This is a genomic window from bacterium (assembly GCA_020444065.1).
Classification (GTDB): Bacteria; Sumerlaeota; Sumerlaeia; order SLMS01; family JAHLLQ01; genus JAHLLQ01.
In genome coordinates this window covers 18805-34389 of the sequence record JAHLLQ010000008.1, presented here as the reverse complement: position 1 = coordinate 34389, position 15585 = coordinate 18805, and the positions used below count along the sequence as shown (strand labels likewise).

The window sequence follows — 15585 nt, the reverse complement described above, 5'->3', positions numbered from 1 at the left end:
CCCAGCAACGCTGCGATCACGCGACGACTTGCCGCCCGAGAATTCCCACGCATATCGCCGGTCAGCAACAAGGCCAGCACAAGGCTGCCGGCGATCGAGAATGGCACACCAATCATGAAGAATAAGGTATTGCCGAGATACTTCCAGAATTCGTGTTCGCTCAGCAGGCGTGTGAAATTCTCCAGTCCGACGAATTCAAGCGGCTGGTTCTGAAACTGGTTGTGCAGACGAAGATCCCAGTTCGTGAAGGCAAAGACAATGCTGAGGACAAATGGTACCAGTGTAAAGACCAACACGCCCGCCAGATTCGGCGCGAGGAACAACAGCCCGGACGCAAGATCGCGACGTTGCCGGAGGTTCATTCGAGCAACCCCTTCGCCGCGAGGTACCGCCGGGAGAAGTGATTATCGATCCACTCGGCCGGCACTGGTTTCCCTTCGGCAAGGCGGGCATCGATATTGTCCTGGCGCCTCATTGCCTGATCGTAGCGCGCCTGCAACTCGGGCGACTCTTCCAAATTGCGTTCGATCTCGCGATTTACGCGTTCGGCGGCGCGGCGACATGCCTCGCTCGCGTCGTACAACCCTGCCATGTAACCCTCGTAGTATTCCCGCTCCATCCGGTTCACGAACGAAGCGGAAACGTACGGACTGTAAACCGCTGCGACGGAAAGCTCCTTCGCCGCACGGGCAAATTGCTCGTGCGTCCCCCACTCATTTGGATAGTCCGCCGGGTGGAGAAATCGTTCTGTTTCAGTGTACTTCGGATTCGGAGGCAACGCATCCGCGACGTCTACGATCAGCATATTGTAGTCTTCACTGGCGAGAAAAGCCAAGAAGTGAACAGCGACCTCCGGATTCTGTGTCCCGGCGTAGACCGTCGAACTGCGAGAATTCACGTTTGTGTTTGGGAACTCAAAGTACGGCGGCTCGGCCACATCAAGTTGTAGCGCACCGAATTCGCGAAACTGTGTGAGAGCCCAGCGCCCGGAGAAGAGCAGCGCGAAGTTGCCATTGTTGAAGAGCTGAAACGACGAGCCTCCATACGTGTTTGCCGTCGAAAACGAAGCCACGTCGGCAGCACTCGGGATGATGCGGTCGTCGTAGGTCCACTTGTGAACGAGTTCGAGTACTCGAACCGCACGAGGATCATCCAGACGGCACTGCGTCAGCGTTTCGTTGTACAGGCTGAGCCCGAGACTGCGCCGCAGGATGTTCCGATCCACGCGATCGGCAAAGAAGAACTGCTGGTGCTCGCCAGGGGGATTTGCAGCTTCGACAAATTGTTTTCCAAGACGTTCGAACTCTTCGATGCGCATTCGGATCGGTGGAGTCTCGAGCCCGGCGTCCGCGAAGGTCTTCTCGTTCACCCAGTACAGATCGGGCGATACATTGCACGGGTAAGCATACTGGCGCCCGTCGATCGTGATCTCCGGGCGAATCGATTCCCACGTTGATTGCGGCCCGAAACCCAATTCCTCGGCCTGTTCGGTCACGTCTTCCAGAATGCCCATCGACTGGATGTACCGCAGCGAATCGCCGCCGTACATGTCGAGAATATCGCCCGCCATTCCGGAGACGCCCTGGATGATCTTCTTGGAATTGTCGTTGTTTGTGCTGTCCAGCCGCATGTCGATGTCGCCGTTGCCTTCGCGCTTCATCCATTGCTCGAAGGTCGACATCTGCTGCGCGCGCGCAGGATTCGCATCGGTCACCCAGTAGAGCACGGGGATCTTGCTCGTGGCGTGCGGCAACGATGCGTAGGTCACGAGGCTAAGTCCGATCAGAGCGACAAAGCTAAGCGCGAATATGTGCTTCAGAGCCATCCTGCTCTCCGCGTGGCCGGTCAGCCCCCGTTAATCAGAGCGATCGCTGCGGCGCCGCAATCAACTGGCGGAGTCTCTCCCCCGTAGCGCATGATGTCGCCACCGCTGATCGTCCCGTTCGTCGGATCGTAGATTGTATTCACGCCTTCATGAGGGCCAGGGTCCTGGCACTCGACCGCATTCCAGGCAAACCAACTCCCGATGGCCAGTCGCTGGTTCGGACCGACACTTTCCATCAGATAGCCGCGACGGAAATGCTCGTAGCCCGATGTCGCCACGCGATCCGCCCAGGTGATGCCGGACGCGGGGTCGATGCGTTCGTAATTGTAGTAGAGCCGACTTCCTGCTTCCAGACCGCCGACGGCCGTCCCGTCTTCCCACTCCAACACTCCCTCGGCCGGACGGAAGACGTCGCGCCACGGAATCGACGACAGATACGCAATCGGCGTCGTCAGCGGAACAAGTCCAACGCGCCAGGTCACGTCGACGTTGGGAACAGGATAGTGATTGTGATCGACGGAGTAAGATTCGATCGCTGTGGCCACACTGCGGAAGTCTGCCTTCGTCCGGCTGACCTTGCTGCGCGTTTGCGCCTCGAGGAAGTTCGGAACCGCAATGGCCGCCAGGATGGCGATGATCGCCACCACGATCAGCAACTCAATCAACGTAAAGCCTCGTCTTGCCTTCATCGTTCTCCTTCCTTCCAGACCCCTTGGGTTAATGCTCCGGTGAATCCCTCTTCAACAACCGTGCCTTGGCGTTTCCGCGGCAGAACAGGTCGCCCGCGGCGGCCGTACCAGATTGGGACCACGATCAGAACGGTTCAGTGCCGATTTGGGACTGGTCGGCGACCTTCAGAATCAATGGCTGACCGAATTCGCCAACTCCATCCAGCGCTGCCCGCAGGCGGTACTCACCGATTTCGTCGGCGGTGAACTCGACCGACGTGGCCGTCAGCGGAGCCACCTCGGTGGACAACGAGATCGTGCTCGCTTCATTGCTCGGCGAGACGATATGGACCGAGACATCGCCCGCAGCCCACATTCTCCATGAGCTATTCACGAGTTCAATGCTGAGCGCTTCCCCGGTTCCGACTTCGACTGGCGCACCGTAGCGATGCGACACCGCCCGGCCATTGCTGAGGATGTTGTCCCATTCCGCGTTCACACCTTCGATCGGCATGGGCGCGTTCAGGGGCACTTTCCCGACACCGATGAACCCGCCTTTGGAAGTTGAAACACCGAATCCTTCGGGGCGCATCTCCTCCAGCTCGTTGTGCTCCAGTTGATTCAGCGCCCCGCTGCGGTGCTCTTCCCAAAGGGCAGAAATCCCGCGTGCGTTCTTGAATCGCTCGAACGTGGAGCCGTCCCAATCATCGATTGTCCGCAGGCCTTCGTCCTGCAGCCGCTTCGAGAATCGCCCGATCTCCTCCCCCGCCGGTCGCCACGTTCCGTCGTAATCGATCACGCCGTAGTCGCTCGATTCCTCCACGCGCCAACCGGAAGGGAACCACCATGCGAACCCGCCGGCCGATGCAGATTGGTACAGCAACTCGTGCATGTTTGCGTAGTAGCGTTGTTGATTTCCCAGATCGCCCGCCATGGGCTGCTTACCGACGGACACTCCATACTCCAACCACACGACGGGCTTACCGCCGCTGACTCCGCGCCCGTATTGAACAATGAAGGCGCCTTCGAGAAACTTGTCCAGCCCTCCGCTGATCATGTAGTTCTCGGGCGAAATGAAATCCAAGTGGTAGGCGCCCGCGCCAAGATCGATGGGCATCAGCGGATCCGCCCAATCGTTGCCGGTGCCACCATAGCCGCTGCGTGCAGAAAGCAACTGACGCACGCCGCGATCACGGAGGAGGCGCTTCAGTTCGCCGTACTTCCGGCTCGTCCAGTCATCGACGAATCGGCGATAGAGCGCTATGCGGGCGCGGTGCGGCCCATCGGTCTTGAGCTCTTCGTCCGGCGGATTCGTTACGAGCCCATCGTCATCGCGCCAGAGGTCATAAACTTCGCATGCGTGTTCCAGCGAACCGAATTGCTCCACTAGCCAATCGCGCCAGTCCGCATCGAATCGGCGACGGCCATCGTGATCGCCAAGGTGCGGTTCCCAGGCCAGATCGATCGCCGCAATCGTGGGGAAGCGATCGAGGCGCGCTTCGTCCACCAGTGCCATACCGCGATTCAGTTCCTGCCAGATCGGCTGCAGGAAACCAATGAACGCAACGATTCGAATCCCTCGGCGCTGGGCTTGTTCGGCCACGAACCAGAGCTGCGGAGCCTGGGTTTTCTCGTGGTATTGCAGTGCAATCGCGTTCACTCCTGCACGTGCCAGGCGATCGAGTTCTGCCTCAATCAATTCCGGCGAGAAGATGCCCGGCTCTAACCAATGCGAATGCCATTCGTTCTCGAGAACTCCATTCGTTGTCCGTGGCCAGTAGTTAACACCGTTCAGGTAGACGGGTTCGCCATCCGAAACGAAATAGCCATTTGCGGTCTGCAACCATTCGTCATCGTTTGGAACTTCCAGCGGCAGCACGAGCACTTGTTGGCGAATAGTATCGGCAGCGGCTGAGTCGGGATTCAGTTGCAACTCAACTGTCAGGTCTTTGGCCGATTCATAACTCGGAACGGGAAGTAATTCGTCGATCGAATGCTGGTGTACAACCAACTCCGTGACGATGTGTGACTCGCCATCGAGGATTTTCGCGGCAATCGTGGCGTCCGGTGCGTCGCCGATAATGGTTGCCTGGACGCGAATCTTCTCGTCAGGCAAGTAGATGAATTTCGGACTGCCTGCCTTGAAGAGATACGCCGGCTTTTCGATTTCCTCCAAGGCAGTCTCAACAAGCGCAACAAGCACCTCGTCGGAGACCGTCGCTTCGTCGACGCCGATCCATGCCCAGCGCTTCCGGATTCGCCCTTCCTCGTCAGGTTCAACGTATATTGAAACCGGCCACCCAACGTTCTCTCCTTCGGCATTGAGTGCTTCGTAGATCGGTATCCAACGATACGGCGCAGCGGCTTCACCACCGGTGCCGAGTGCCCGCGGCAACGGCGAACCAATCACCGCGTTCAGTTCGATCGGTTCACCGCCGTGCATTGGAACGATGCTGGTTGCAAAGGTCTCGTACCGGCGAACCGGAGGCGAAACAAGCATCCAGTCCGGCCACCAACCCAGCCGATTCGCCGGACGGGGATCGATCACTGTGCGCACCTCGGACAACGAATAGCGATGGTCGCCAGGCATCTGTGGGCCCAGGTGCATGTCCAGGCCGATGCTAAGGTAATCCGCATTCGCGAGGTGCAGCGTGTCGTCCGCGCCGCCGCGGTTTTCGCCTCCCCAGTAGTACTGGAACTGCTGTGGGTGAAGAATGAAATCCTGCCACTGATCGCTAAGCGTCAGAACGGTTTGCCAATGCGATCCATCGCTTTCGCGACAAACAAGCGACAGGCGGGTTGTGGTACTCGTTCCGCGCGCGCTGAACGCCAACGCAACACCATCCTCCAACGTGCCTGAAGCGAATCGCCGCTCGAGATAGTCCGCTTCGTCCAAGTCGCGCGCAAATGCGCTGACCGCCGGCCAGTCGCTGCCGATGATTCGGGTGGGGGTTGGCTCGGATTCGATTGGCTTGTGATTTCGACAATGTTGCCACTCGCTCAGTTCACTAAATCCAGCGACGGCGTTCGCCGAGGCGCGCAGTTGCTTTTCCAACTCCTCGCGCGTCACGAGTTCGTCGTTGTGCGTCTGCAGGCGTGACTCCAGGGGGCTCCGTCCGATGAAGATCGCGCGGCCACCTTCTTCCAGAAACGCGGAGAGCAAACCCCAATTCTCGACCGGAAAGCGCTCTGAATCGCCAATAATCGCAGTGCGATTGTGCTCGAGTGCATCGATAAGCTGGGGCCAAAAATCATCGGCGCTCCCAATGGTGATGCCTTCGATTGCCGCAATCCCGTTCGGCACACTCTCGCCTGGCGAGGAGAAGTAAACGGCGCGGGCCGGTGCTCCACTCTCAGCTTCTTTTCCCGCGGCAGTCAGGCCACACGCAAGAATCGCCAGAAGGAGAAGAATGATCCTGTTCTCACTGGGCACAGTGCCCTCCGATCAGCGTTTCCCACTCGTTGAATCGACCGGAGCACCGAGGCCACCGATGATTGCGATTCCATCCAGCACAAGAGAAGCGGAGGGGTCGCCCTCCAACCAGATCTTGATACGATAACTACTTGTGCCCTCCGGCCACTTCAGATCGCTCAAGCGAACGATCTGCATTCCCGGGGCGTCAGTCCGCAGAACCTGCACGGAATCGAGGTACTTCCCGTCCTTGTCGAACGCAATGAGTTGCACGGCGCTACGACCATTCTTCAATTCACCGTAGCGAATCAGAATCGAGTCCTTTGGCGACACGTCGAAGGCGGCATCCGACATCGTTGAGCCATAGGTTCTGCCTGGCTCCAACAGAAGGCGTGTATTCTCGCCGCGCTGCATTGCGAGCAAACCATCCTTCTCCCAATTGTGCGGGAGAATCACACGCGTTGAGTGGCCATTTCCGGTCTTGTCGGGGAGGTAGTAGCGCAGGCTCGAAATATCGACACGCGCCCCCTCCGCGTTCACAGCCCAGATCTTCAATAGCAGGTACTGCGTGTTTTCCGGCAATGGTTGGGCCGCCATCGAAATGAGAACCTGTCCGCCAAGCGCGCGGTCTTTCACCATGTCGATCGTCTTGACGATTTCGCCATTCACAAAGGCGAGTCCCTGCACGGTGAACGCACCGGCATGGACCTTGTCGACATTGACTTCAAGCATCGCAGAATTGAGGTATGGGAGACGCGCATCGAGCAACGCATCGCCCCACCCCCCGCTCGGGTTCGATTCGGTAATGGAGATGACGCCGGGGCGAGCAAGCGAGACTGTGGCCCCTCCAGACTTCCAGTCCGTCATGTTCGATGGGGTCATCTCGTACAAGACAACATCGGCGCGCGCGGATGCCAAGAGCATCAAATTCACGACGACGAAAGCACAGAAGAAAATCCGCTTCACTTTCTGCCTCCCTCCAGCAATTTGCTGGGAAATGAAAGATTGGCACGGAAACCTATCTGTGCCTGAATTGAGCAATCGATATGCCAGGGGTCAGGTCTTTTCACCCCTGCCCGGCCGGCGGAGTTTCTCATGAATGGCGAATGCAATTCTCCTCTGCAAGCGTATCTGGACTACTGCATCGGGCGCGTGGGCGCCCACTCCGGTGCCATTCTCCAATCGACCGGGAAGGGAATGCAAGTCCTTGCCGGACGAAATCTCGATCACTCCCTTGTCGATGAGGTTCTTGATGCGGGAACCTCGCATTCCATACGGACCGATTTTCTGGAAATTGAACTTCCCGAGCCACACAAGAATATGGTCTCTTCCCTTGGTGCGCTCGATCTGAGCGAAACGACTGTCCTGATTCTGGCGACCGCCGCCGGAACTTCACGCCGCCAGATTGACAGCGATGAATTGGAACTCTTGCGAAAGCAAGGCGCTTCGCTCCTCCGATTGCAGTCGTCCATCCCCACAAGCGCGGACCCTTTGATCCGTGGCCTGCGCGAAGTTATTCGCATCGCGCAGGAACTACTTGCCTGCTCGACAGTCGATGAAGTCTACCACGGCGCGGTCACGGCCGCTCGCGAACGCCTGGGCCTGGAGCGCTGCTCTCTTTACTTGCAGGGCCCGGAACTCATCACCGGAACCTACGGTACGGATGAGCAAGGCCGGACCATCGCTGAGCACAGCCTGCAATTCCCCCTCAACGACCTTTGGCGCCAGCACTTTCACATGACGTGGGATCACCAGGCGCCGTACTTCGTCACGCAGGGCGAGCACAATTACTGGGACGGTGAGAAAACCGTGATGATCGGCGGTGGGTGGATTGTTCTGACGCCGATCGAATCGATGGAGCGACCGGTCGGCGTGTTCGTGAACGATGCGGGCCTGTCGGGGGCGCCTCTCAACAAAGAACGCCAGGAGTTGATCGCGATCTACGCGGCGCTGCTGGGAAACATCATCGAGCGCAAGCGCGCCGAGATCGAATTGCGCGAGGCGAAGGATGCCGCCGAGTCCGCGGATCGTGCCAAGACACGCTTCCTCAGTAGCGTCAGCCATGAACTCCGCACGCCGATGAATGGCATCATGGGTGCATGCGAATTGCTGCGTCGTACCCGCCTGGAAGAGATACAGACCCGATATGTATCGGCCATTGGAACAAGCGCCGAGCATCTGCTGGTCTTGCTCAACGATCTGCTCGATATCGCGCGGATCGAAGCGGGGATGCTGAGCATCAACGAATCGGATGTCGAAGTCGCCGGCATTGTCAGAGAGGTGGGCGAGATTCTGGCTGCCGCAGCCTCGGAGAAAGGGCTCACAATCGACATTCGCGTGGAACCGGCGGCGGATCGCTGGATTCACACGGATGCCAATCGCCTCCGCCAGATTCTGTTCAATCTGCTGGGTAACGCGGTGAAGTTCACTGCGGAAGGCCACATCGAGTTGCGCCTCGGAATGAGGGGCGACGAGGAAATCCTGATCGAAGTCTCCGACACTGGCATTGGAATCGAGGAGGAGAAGGTCGAACAACTCTTCATTCCATTCGTTCAGATTCGCGATTCTGATCGCACAGATGGCTCGGGCCTCGGCCTCGCCATCAGCCGCCAACTCGTTCACCTCCTCGGTGGCGAGATTGGTTACCGTCGCAATGCCGCGAGTGGCTCGACGTTCTGGGTGACTCTCCCCACACGAGAACCAAAGAACCCCCAGCCTTCAAACGGCGAGAACCCCATCGGCCAGTGCAATAGCGATCCGCATTTGCTCGCGGGGCGGAACGTCCTGATCGTCGAAGATCAACGGCTCAATCGGTTCGTGCTGGAGGGTTTCCTTGCGGAACTCGGTGCGCGTTGCGACGCGGCGGAAGATGGGCCACGCGCGCTGCAGATGATCTCGTCGGGCAACAGGAACTACGACGTCGTTCTACTGGATGTGCATCTGCCGGGCATGGATGGGTTTGAGATCGCGCGTCGGATTCGTACACTCCCTGGGGAGGAATCGCAGACGCCGCTCATTGCGGTGAGTGCCGGAACCGCCGGAAATATTGCTCAGGAAGCGCGCGATGCCGGAATGGACGGCGCCATTCTGAAGCCTATTCGCCTGGAGCAACTGGCGGCGGTTCTGCGCGACGTTCTTCCGCCAGGTGAAACCTCTCCCCCGCCCGCGCCGAAAGCACCAGCCCTCGATGAGACGCTTCGAGAATTCTATATCGCCGACATGGAGGATCAGCTCAAGGCGCTGGCCCCTGCGATGGAATCAAAGGACTGGCGTGTGGTCGAACGAACCGCCCACGCCATGGCGGGGATCAATGCGCAGACGGGCTTCACAGCGATCGAGGAATCGGCCCGCGCATTGATGACAGCCGCGCGGAACTCGAACGAAAGCGAAGCGAATGATCTGGCCGCAAAGATACGATCCGCGTATCGATGCATGTTGGATCAGGAAGAGTAATCCTGCGGCGAGATGCCGTGGTCCTTCAGATAGCGATAGAGAGTCGTACGCCCCATTCCGAGTTCTACTGCGGCGCGCGTCACGTCGCCTTCGAAGTAACTCAGTGCGTGCAGGATTTCCTCGCGCTCCACATCGGCCAGCTTGCGAACGGGCCGCCGCCCCGGAACATCCCCCTCAACGAAGTGGCGCGTGGATGGCACGGACCCCAGCCCAGGGAGAATCTTCCGTACGGTTCGCATGTCGATTCGGCCACTCGCGACCGAGAGCACTTGGGCCGCCTGCGCGAAATTCCGAAGCTCTCGGATGTTGCCCGGCCAGTGGTAACTGCGCAGCGCGTCCATGGCGTCCGAATCGATAACCGGCGGCTCGCGGTCGCTCTCTGCGAAGAAGTGCGCAAGCAGCGGCTCGATGTCTTCCAATCGTTCGCGCAGTGCAGGCAGAACGATCGGAAAGACGACGACCCGATAGTAGAGATCCTCGCGAAACCGCCCGGCGCGCACTTCATTCAGCAGATCGCGATTCGTCGCACAGATCAGCCGAAAGTCCGACCGTGTCGATGTGACGCCGCCGACGCGCGTGAACTGCTTTTCCTGCAGCGCGCGCAGCAACTTCGGCTGTGTCTCGAGCGGAAGCTCTCCGATTTCGTCGAGGAACAATGTGCCACCGTCGGCCTGCTCGAGCCGTCCCTTGTGACGGGCGAGCGCCCCGGTGAAAGCGCCCTTCTCGTGACCGAACAATTCGCTTTCCGCCAATGTCGCCGGAATCGCTGCGCAGTTAAGCTCGACGAACGGGCGCTGCATGCGTGAGCCCAGTTCATGAACGGCGCGCGCAACGAGTTCCTTGCCGGTGCCACTCTCTCCGGAAATCAGAACGGGAACCAGCTCGTCGCTGACGCTACGCGCCAAGTCCATGATGCTGTTCATCCGGTCCGATCGCGTGACGACAGGCGGGAAGATGGGGCTGTGATAAACGCGGGTCAGTTGCCGTTCGAGGTCCGCAGTTCGCAGACGCTGCGCACGCGACTCCATCACCTTGTTCACGGTAAACAGCAGCGCCTGCTCGGAGAGCGGCTTCGACAAGAAGGCATCCGCTCCGGCCTCGCGTGCCTTCGTCGCCAGCGTCTCAGTGTCCTCGATCGAGATTACTACGCAGCAAAGCCCGGGCTTCTGGGCGCGCATTTCCGAGACGAATGGCAGGCTGTTTTCTTCTGCCAGGTAGACGTCAGCGAGCAGCAAATCGAACTCATCCGCGCGGAACGCATCGCGTGCCTGTTCCAGATCATGGGCGCCTGTCACGTCCCAGCCATGCCCGGCCAGAAGACGGCGCAGCATCTCCACCATCACTCGTTGATCGTCCAGAACCAAGACCCGCAAGGCACTCCTCCTCGGTATGAGTCCAGTGGAGAAGGTATCTCCTTAATAGAGTGCCGGGGCGAGAGTTATTCTGTCTCGCCCCGGCGTTCGATTACGTTGTGATTGCTGCGTCAGTGCTCCATCATCCGCCAGTCGACGACGGAGGAGAGATCCGTCAGCGTAACCGAGTCCGTCGGCGCTACTCCATCGACGGCGTTGCCCGCCGCGTCGAAGAGGATGGAGTTGTCGATGGTCACGGTCAGGTCGCCGGCGACATCCACGGTGCCGGTAATACTGATCGTGTATGGTCCTGTTCCAGTGACGCCAATGTTCAGGTTGGAGAGATTGGCGGTGCCTGGGTTGTAGGACAGGCCAACGGCCGCCGCATCCAGACCAGCCACCGAAACGGAGTTGCCGATCGTATTGATCGCTTCGTCGAAGTCGATCGTGTAGGAGAGCGAAACAGCCGAGACGTCCGTAGCCGCTCCGCCCTGCAGCGCAAGCGCGGAGGACACCGAGGGGACGTCCGTATCCAGGACGATCGAATCGCTTGTGGTGCTGCTGGCTGCGACGGCATCCAGGCGAGCGAAGACATCGCGCGAGCCATCGCCGGCCGTCAGCGTATAGGCGATTTCGGTCTGCCCGGTGTAGTCAACAGTCAGCACGTTCTGCGAGAAGCCGGCGTCCTGGGCCAACGTCACCGAAGTCAGTTCCGCGCCGACAACCGTGCCGAGTTGCACATCGATCGCCGGATCGTTGGTGGCCGCGGTCGCGTCCAGAACATCCGCCCCATCCGCATCTGCCAGCGTCACCGAGTCGAGACTGATGTACTGCAGAATCGCGAAGTCATCGTCGGCAGCTCCGATCGATGGGAAATGTGGATTGTTCTGCTGGGTGAAGGAAGCGTTGTAGGGAAGCGCATCGCCGACATTCAACGCGTCGCCGTATGTTGCCTGAACGCGATAGATGTCGCCGGCGTCGTTACCCATTTCAGAAAACGGGATCTTGATTTCCCAGCCCTGGTCCGTGTTCGTGCTGATGTCGGCGCTCTTCGACCAGGCGATCTGCGTTCCGGCAAACGCGCCGGACGGATGCGTGATGATCGTGCCGTCGTTCGGAATCGAATTGAACTGCACCATCACGGCCGAGGCCTCGTCCGGGTCGGGAACCGTATCGATGACAGTGTAGTTGGTGAGGCTGATCGAGCCGGTCGTGTTGCTGCCTTCCTGGCGCATCGCGATGCCGTAGGTCACCGGATACTCCATCGTCGGGCGCAGCGCATTGCCGCCCGTGTAGCCGATCATGATGTTTGTGTCTGTTGAGACGGGAAGCTGGGTGAACGAGGGCCAACTGGCTCCTCCCTGGCTGCCCAGACCAACGAAAATCACCGAACCCCAGTAGACCCCATCGGGCCACGAGCCCCGAACTGCCAAGTACAACTCCTGAGCGTCGGCGTCCACGTAGCCGTAGAGCCCGCTGATACCACCTGCCCCATAGGTCGCGCTGGCTGCTTCATCCAGAATCGTGTACCCCTCCGTCCCCGGGTCGATGACGCCATCCAATGTCGGGACCGCAGACGCCGGCACAGCCACCAGAGCTGCTGCTGCCGTCGCGAACAGTGCCGCCAAATACCTCTTCGTAGTCATGCGTCGAAACCTCCTAGAGAATCGCAACTGGACTGCTTCAAGAACGCCGCTGATATTGCCACAAACATGCCCGTCTAATATGGGGTCCAAAACCAATGAAAGCGCAATCTGAGGTCCGAATCCAGCCCTTTTAGCTGTCGCTGTTCCAAAACGGGACCCAAACAGGAACCGGCGTTGGAACGCTCCGTCACTCGGCAAAGGTATCGTAAAGGCTCCGAACCCGGATCCCGACGCCCTTGATCTCCCCTTCCCCCACCGGCAGAAGACGGATGGACCGCGACTCGCCGCCCTGAAGGTGGAAGAAGTTGTCGTCCGCACGAACGCCGTCTTCCTCGAACTCCAGCCAGACGAAGAGCGCCGGGCGCTTTGCCGATACGGTTACGATCACATCCTTGGAGTCCCCGCACGATTCCACTCGATGAGAGAGCTTTGGCGCCCGCAGGCGAAGGTGCTTCGGTCGTACGAGCGTACCGAACGAACGCGAGACCGTCTCTCCGTTGATGAGGAACTCACAGAAGAGCAGCAAACCCTGCTCGCCAACGTCCCGGCGCGCATCGGAAACATCGATGTCGAGAACGTGACGTGCGCAGCGCGGCGCCATCGAGACGATCTTCGTGCCGCCTCCGATCTCGCGGCCGTCGGTATCGCACAAGACCCAACGCAGTTGCCCCTCACACTCAGTCAGAAGATCGCTCGTGATATGTAGAGAGAACTTCGCTGCCTTTGGATCGTCCACAACACTGAGCATGACCGGCGCGAAGAAACGCTTTGCGGCGTAGTGCAACGCCTTCCATCTGCCGAAGTAGTCGATCGACGACCAACTGGCGACGGGCCAGCAATCGTTCAATTGCCAGTACAACGCCCCCATCGTGCGCGGCATGTTTCTACGCCAGTGCTCCACGGCGTACTGGATCGCCGCCGCCTGAAGAATCTGCGACAACCAGAGTGTGTTTTCGAAACCGCAAGGCAGACGAAACCAGCTCAACATGTAGTCGATGATCGTCGCGTTGCCAATGCCGCTTCGTTGATGATGCTCCATCACGTAACTTGTGATATTGCGCTCATCGGCGGGAGCATAGAATTCCACAGAGCGCGGCTCGGGGAACGACTGGAAACCGAACTCGCTGCAGAATCGATGCGTGCTTGTCCAGTACCATTCAAACGGCTTTCGCCCATGCCACACATCCCACAAATGCGCGTCGCCGCACGTGGGATTGTTGAAATCGCATCGATCACCGATCGGTGAATGCGCGCTGGATGGCCAATAGTCCGTATCCGGATCTAAGCGCGCAATTACTGATGGAAGCAACTCGTCGAAAAGCGCGGAGTAGTCCTCCCAACTCATCGCGGTATCCGTCCACGTCTCCGCGACGATCCCTTGCTCCAGTTCGTTGTTACCACACCAAAGCGCCAGGCTGGCGCGATGACGCAAGCGACGTATCTGCTCCTCCGCCTCCAATTCGAAATTGCGCATCCAGGCGGCGTCAAAGCTCGGATAGCCGGCGCACGCGAACATGAAATCCTGCCAAACGCAAATGCCCAGCTCATCGCAGATGTCGTAGAATTCCTCGCACTCGTAAACGCCGCCACCCCATACCCGCAGCATGTTCATGTTCACTCCAACCGCATCATCGAGCAGACGGCGATAATCGCCAGCAGACGCTCGCGGCAGCAACGCGTCCGCCGGAATCCAATTCGCCCCCTTCGCGAAGAAGGGCACGCCATTGGCCGCAAACTGAAACGATTCTCCCCATTCATCGGCGTGCCGCTGCAATTCAAGACGCCGCAGGCCAATGCGTTTGCCTACGACGTCGCGCACGAAACCGCCCTTATCCAACAACTCCACGCGCAGTTCGTACAAATGCGCCTCGCCCATTCCATTCGGCCACCAGAGCTTTGGCCGCGTGATCGTGGCGGACAACGTGACCTTCCCCTCCGAGAAAGCCGCTTCGCATTCAGCAACGACCGCTCCGCCATCCAGGATGAATGCGCGAGCCGTCGCCTGCGAGGACGTCACCATCTCCGCCTCGACCGTCAATTGGATGCGTACTCCGTCCGCGCCATGGTGCTGTTGAAAGTGCGCGTCTTGCAGACGGCCGAATGAGAATCCAACAAGTTCGATGTCCTTCCAAATGCCGCACGTGACAAGCTTTGGCCCCCAGTCCCATCCATAGTTCGACTGGCACTTGCGAACCCATGGACCGCCGACCAGCTTCTCGTTTCCCTCGCTCCAGTTCGGAAGTTTGCGCTCGGATTGCTTTGCCTCTGTAAAGAGCAGCGCACTCTGAAATCGCACCTCGATATCATTCGCCCCAAGTCTCAGGACCGACTTTACATCGAACTCCCAAGTGCGAAACATGTTGTTGGCATCGCCGATCTTCACGCCATTCATAAAGACCTCGGCCAAAGTATCCAGGCCATGACAACGGAGCACGATCCGATCGCAATCCAGCGTCGCCTGGTCCACGTCGAACGCGCGACGGTAGCTCCAGACCTCTCGCGAAACCCACTGGCAGTCATCCTCGTTCTCCGCAACGAATGGGTCCGAAATCCGACCCGCCGCCAGAAGATCCAGGTGCACACACCCCGGCACGACCGCCGGCAGTTCTTCCTCCCGATCGGCGGCTCGCGACACCCGCCATTCGCCATTCAGCGACACCTTGCTAACACCGGAAATCTGCGACTCGATGCGATCCATGTAAGCGCCCGTCCCCTTGGTATGAATTCACTTCCGAGGCGAGGAAGTGCAATTCACATACCACGCCCCCGCCAAGCGCGAGACTCCCTCCGCCGCGATCAAGGCAGAGCCCGCAGACTCAATGAAGGTGAATGAATTTCCGGAAGAGAAGACTGGAGCGGGAAACGGGACTCGAACCCGCGACCCTCAGCTTGGGAACGCCTCTTTAGGCCTTCGCGTAAGTCAAGCCAATCCAGTAACCCGTGTCAACACAGTAATCTACACGATCGGCAGAAACGGCAGATCCGGCAGAAAATGCCCGAAAATCCGAGAATATGTCAGTAATCTGTCAGTAGACGACTCTTTTTCTGACTAAATAGGGTGCCGTATTCAGTCAGAAAACGGGTATTATGAAACAAAAACGGTTCGTTTTTGTTTCATAATGGCTTGATTCAGTTGGCGAAATAGCCCCATTCCTTCGGGTTGTTGAAGCTGAATCGGAGCCTATTCCTTCCAAGATGCCTGGAAAACAGCAGCCAACCTCAACGGCGA

General features: G+C 58.9%; 8 protein-coding genes. 1 reads left to right on the top strand and 7 read right to left on the bottom strand.

The window, feature by feature from the left end:
• Positions 1–358: 358 nt before the first annotated feature.
• From KQI84_16940 to KQI84_16925, 4 genes are all read right to left on the bottom strand, one after another.
• Positions 359–1825: an ABC transporter substrate-binding protein gene (locus KQI84_16940; GenBank protein MCB2156565.1), complete on the bottom strand. Its 1467-nt coding sequence runs from the start codon at positions 1823–1825 to the stop codon at positions 359–361.
• 20 nt (positions 1826–1845) lie between these two features.
• Positions 1846–2514, bottom strand: a complete 669-nt coding sequence (locus KQI84_16935; protein MCB2156564.1) for a prepilin-type N-terminal cleavage/methylation domain-containing protein — start codon at positions 2512–2514, stop codon at positions 1846–1848.
• Positions 2515–2638: 124 nt separating this feature from the next.
• The gene (locus tag KQI84_16930; protein MCB2156563.1) at positions 2639–5926 is read right to left on the bottom strand and encodes a hypothetical protein; all 3288 of its coding nucleotides are present in this window, start codon (positions 5924–5926) and stop codon (positions 2639–2641) included.
• 12 nt (positions 5927–5938) lie between these two features.
• A complete protein-coding gene (locus tag KQI84_16925; GenBank protein MCB2156562.1) occupies positions 5939–6871 on the bottom strand; it encodes a hypothetical protein in 933 nt (310 codons plus the stop codon).
• Positions 6872–7000: 129 nt separating this feature from the next.
• Between KQI84_16925 and KQI84_16920 the strand changes: the two genes are divergently transcribed.
• The gene (locus tag KQI84_16920; GenBank protein ID MCB2156561.1) at positions 7001–9358 is read left to right on the top strand and encodes a response regulator; all 2358 of its coding nucleotides are present in this window, start codon (positions 7001–7003) and stop codon (positions 9356–9358) included.
• On the opposite strand, the gene KQI84_16915 is transcribed toward KQI84_16920, so the two are convergent.
• The 3 genes from KQI84_16915 to KQI84_16905 form a co-directional block, all read right to left on the bottom strand.
• Positions 9346–10731 carry a sigma-54 dependent transcriptional regulator gene (locus KQI84_16915; GenBank protein ID MCB2156560.1) on the bottom strand — a complete coding sequence of 462 codons (1386 nt, stop codon included), beginning with the start codon at positions 10729–10731 and terminating at the stop codon, positions 9346–9348. The two genes, KQI84_16920 and KQI84_16915, sit on opposite strands and share 13 nt — an antisense overlap.
• A gap of 110 nt (positions 10732–10841) precedes the next feature.
• Positions 10842–12356 carry a hypothetical protein gene (locus tag KQI84_16910; protein MCB2156559.1) on the bottom strand — a complete coding sequence of 505 codons (1515 nt, stop codon included), beginning with the start codon at positions 12354–12356 and terminating at the stop codon, positions 10842–10844.
• 187 nt (positions 12357–12543) lie between these two features.
• Positions 12544–15054, bottom strand: coding sequence for a glycoside hydrolase family 2 protein (locus KQI84_16905; GenBank protein ID MCB2156558.1), 2511 nt, complete (start codon positions 15052–15054; stop codon positions 12544–12546).
• Between the last annotated feature and the right edge of the window lie 531 nt (positions 15055–15585).

Excerpts from the sequence above, each read along its gene's own strand:
- KQI84_16910 (MCB2156559.1), bottom strand. The coding sequence starts at position 12,356 with ATGACTACGAAGAGGTATTTGGCGGCACTGTTCGCGACGGCAGCAGCA.
- KQI84_16935 (MCB2156564.1), bottom strand. The coding sequence starts at position 2,514 with ATGAAGGCAAGACGAGGCTTTACGTTGATTGAGTTGCTGATCGTGGTG.
- KQI84_16940 (MCB2156565.1), bottom strand. The coding sequence starts at position 1,825 with ATGGCTCTGAAGCACATATTCGCGCTTAGCTTTGTCGCTCTGATCGGA.
- KQI84_16920 (MCB2156561.1), top strand. The coding sequence starts at position 7,001 with ATGAATGGCGAATGCAATTCTCCTCTGCAAGCGTATCTGGACTACTGC.
- KQI84_16905 (MCB2156558.1), bottom strand. The coding sequence starts at position 15,054 with ATGGATCGCATCGAGTCGCAGATTTCCGGTGTTAGCAAGGTGTCGCTG.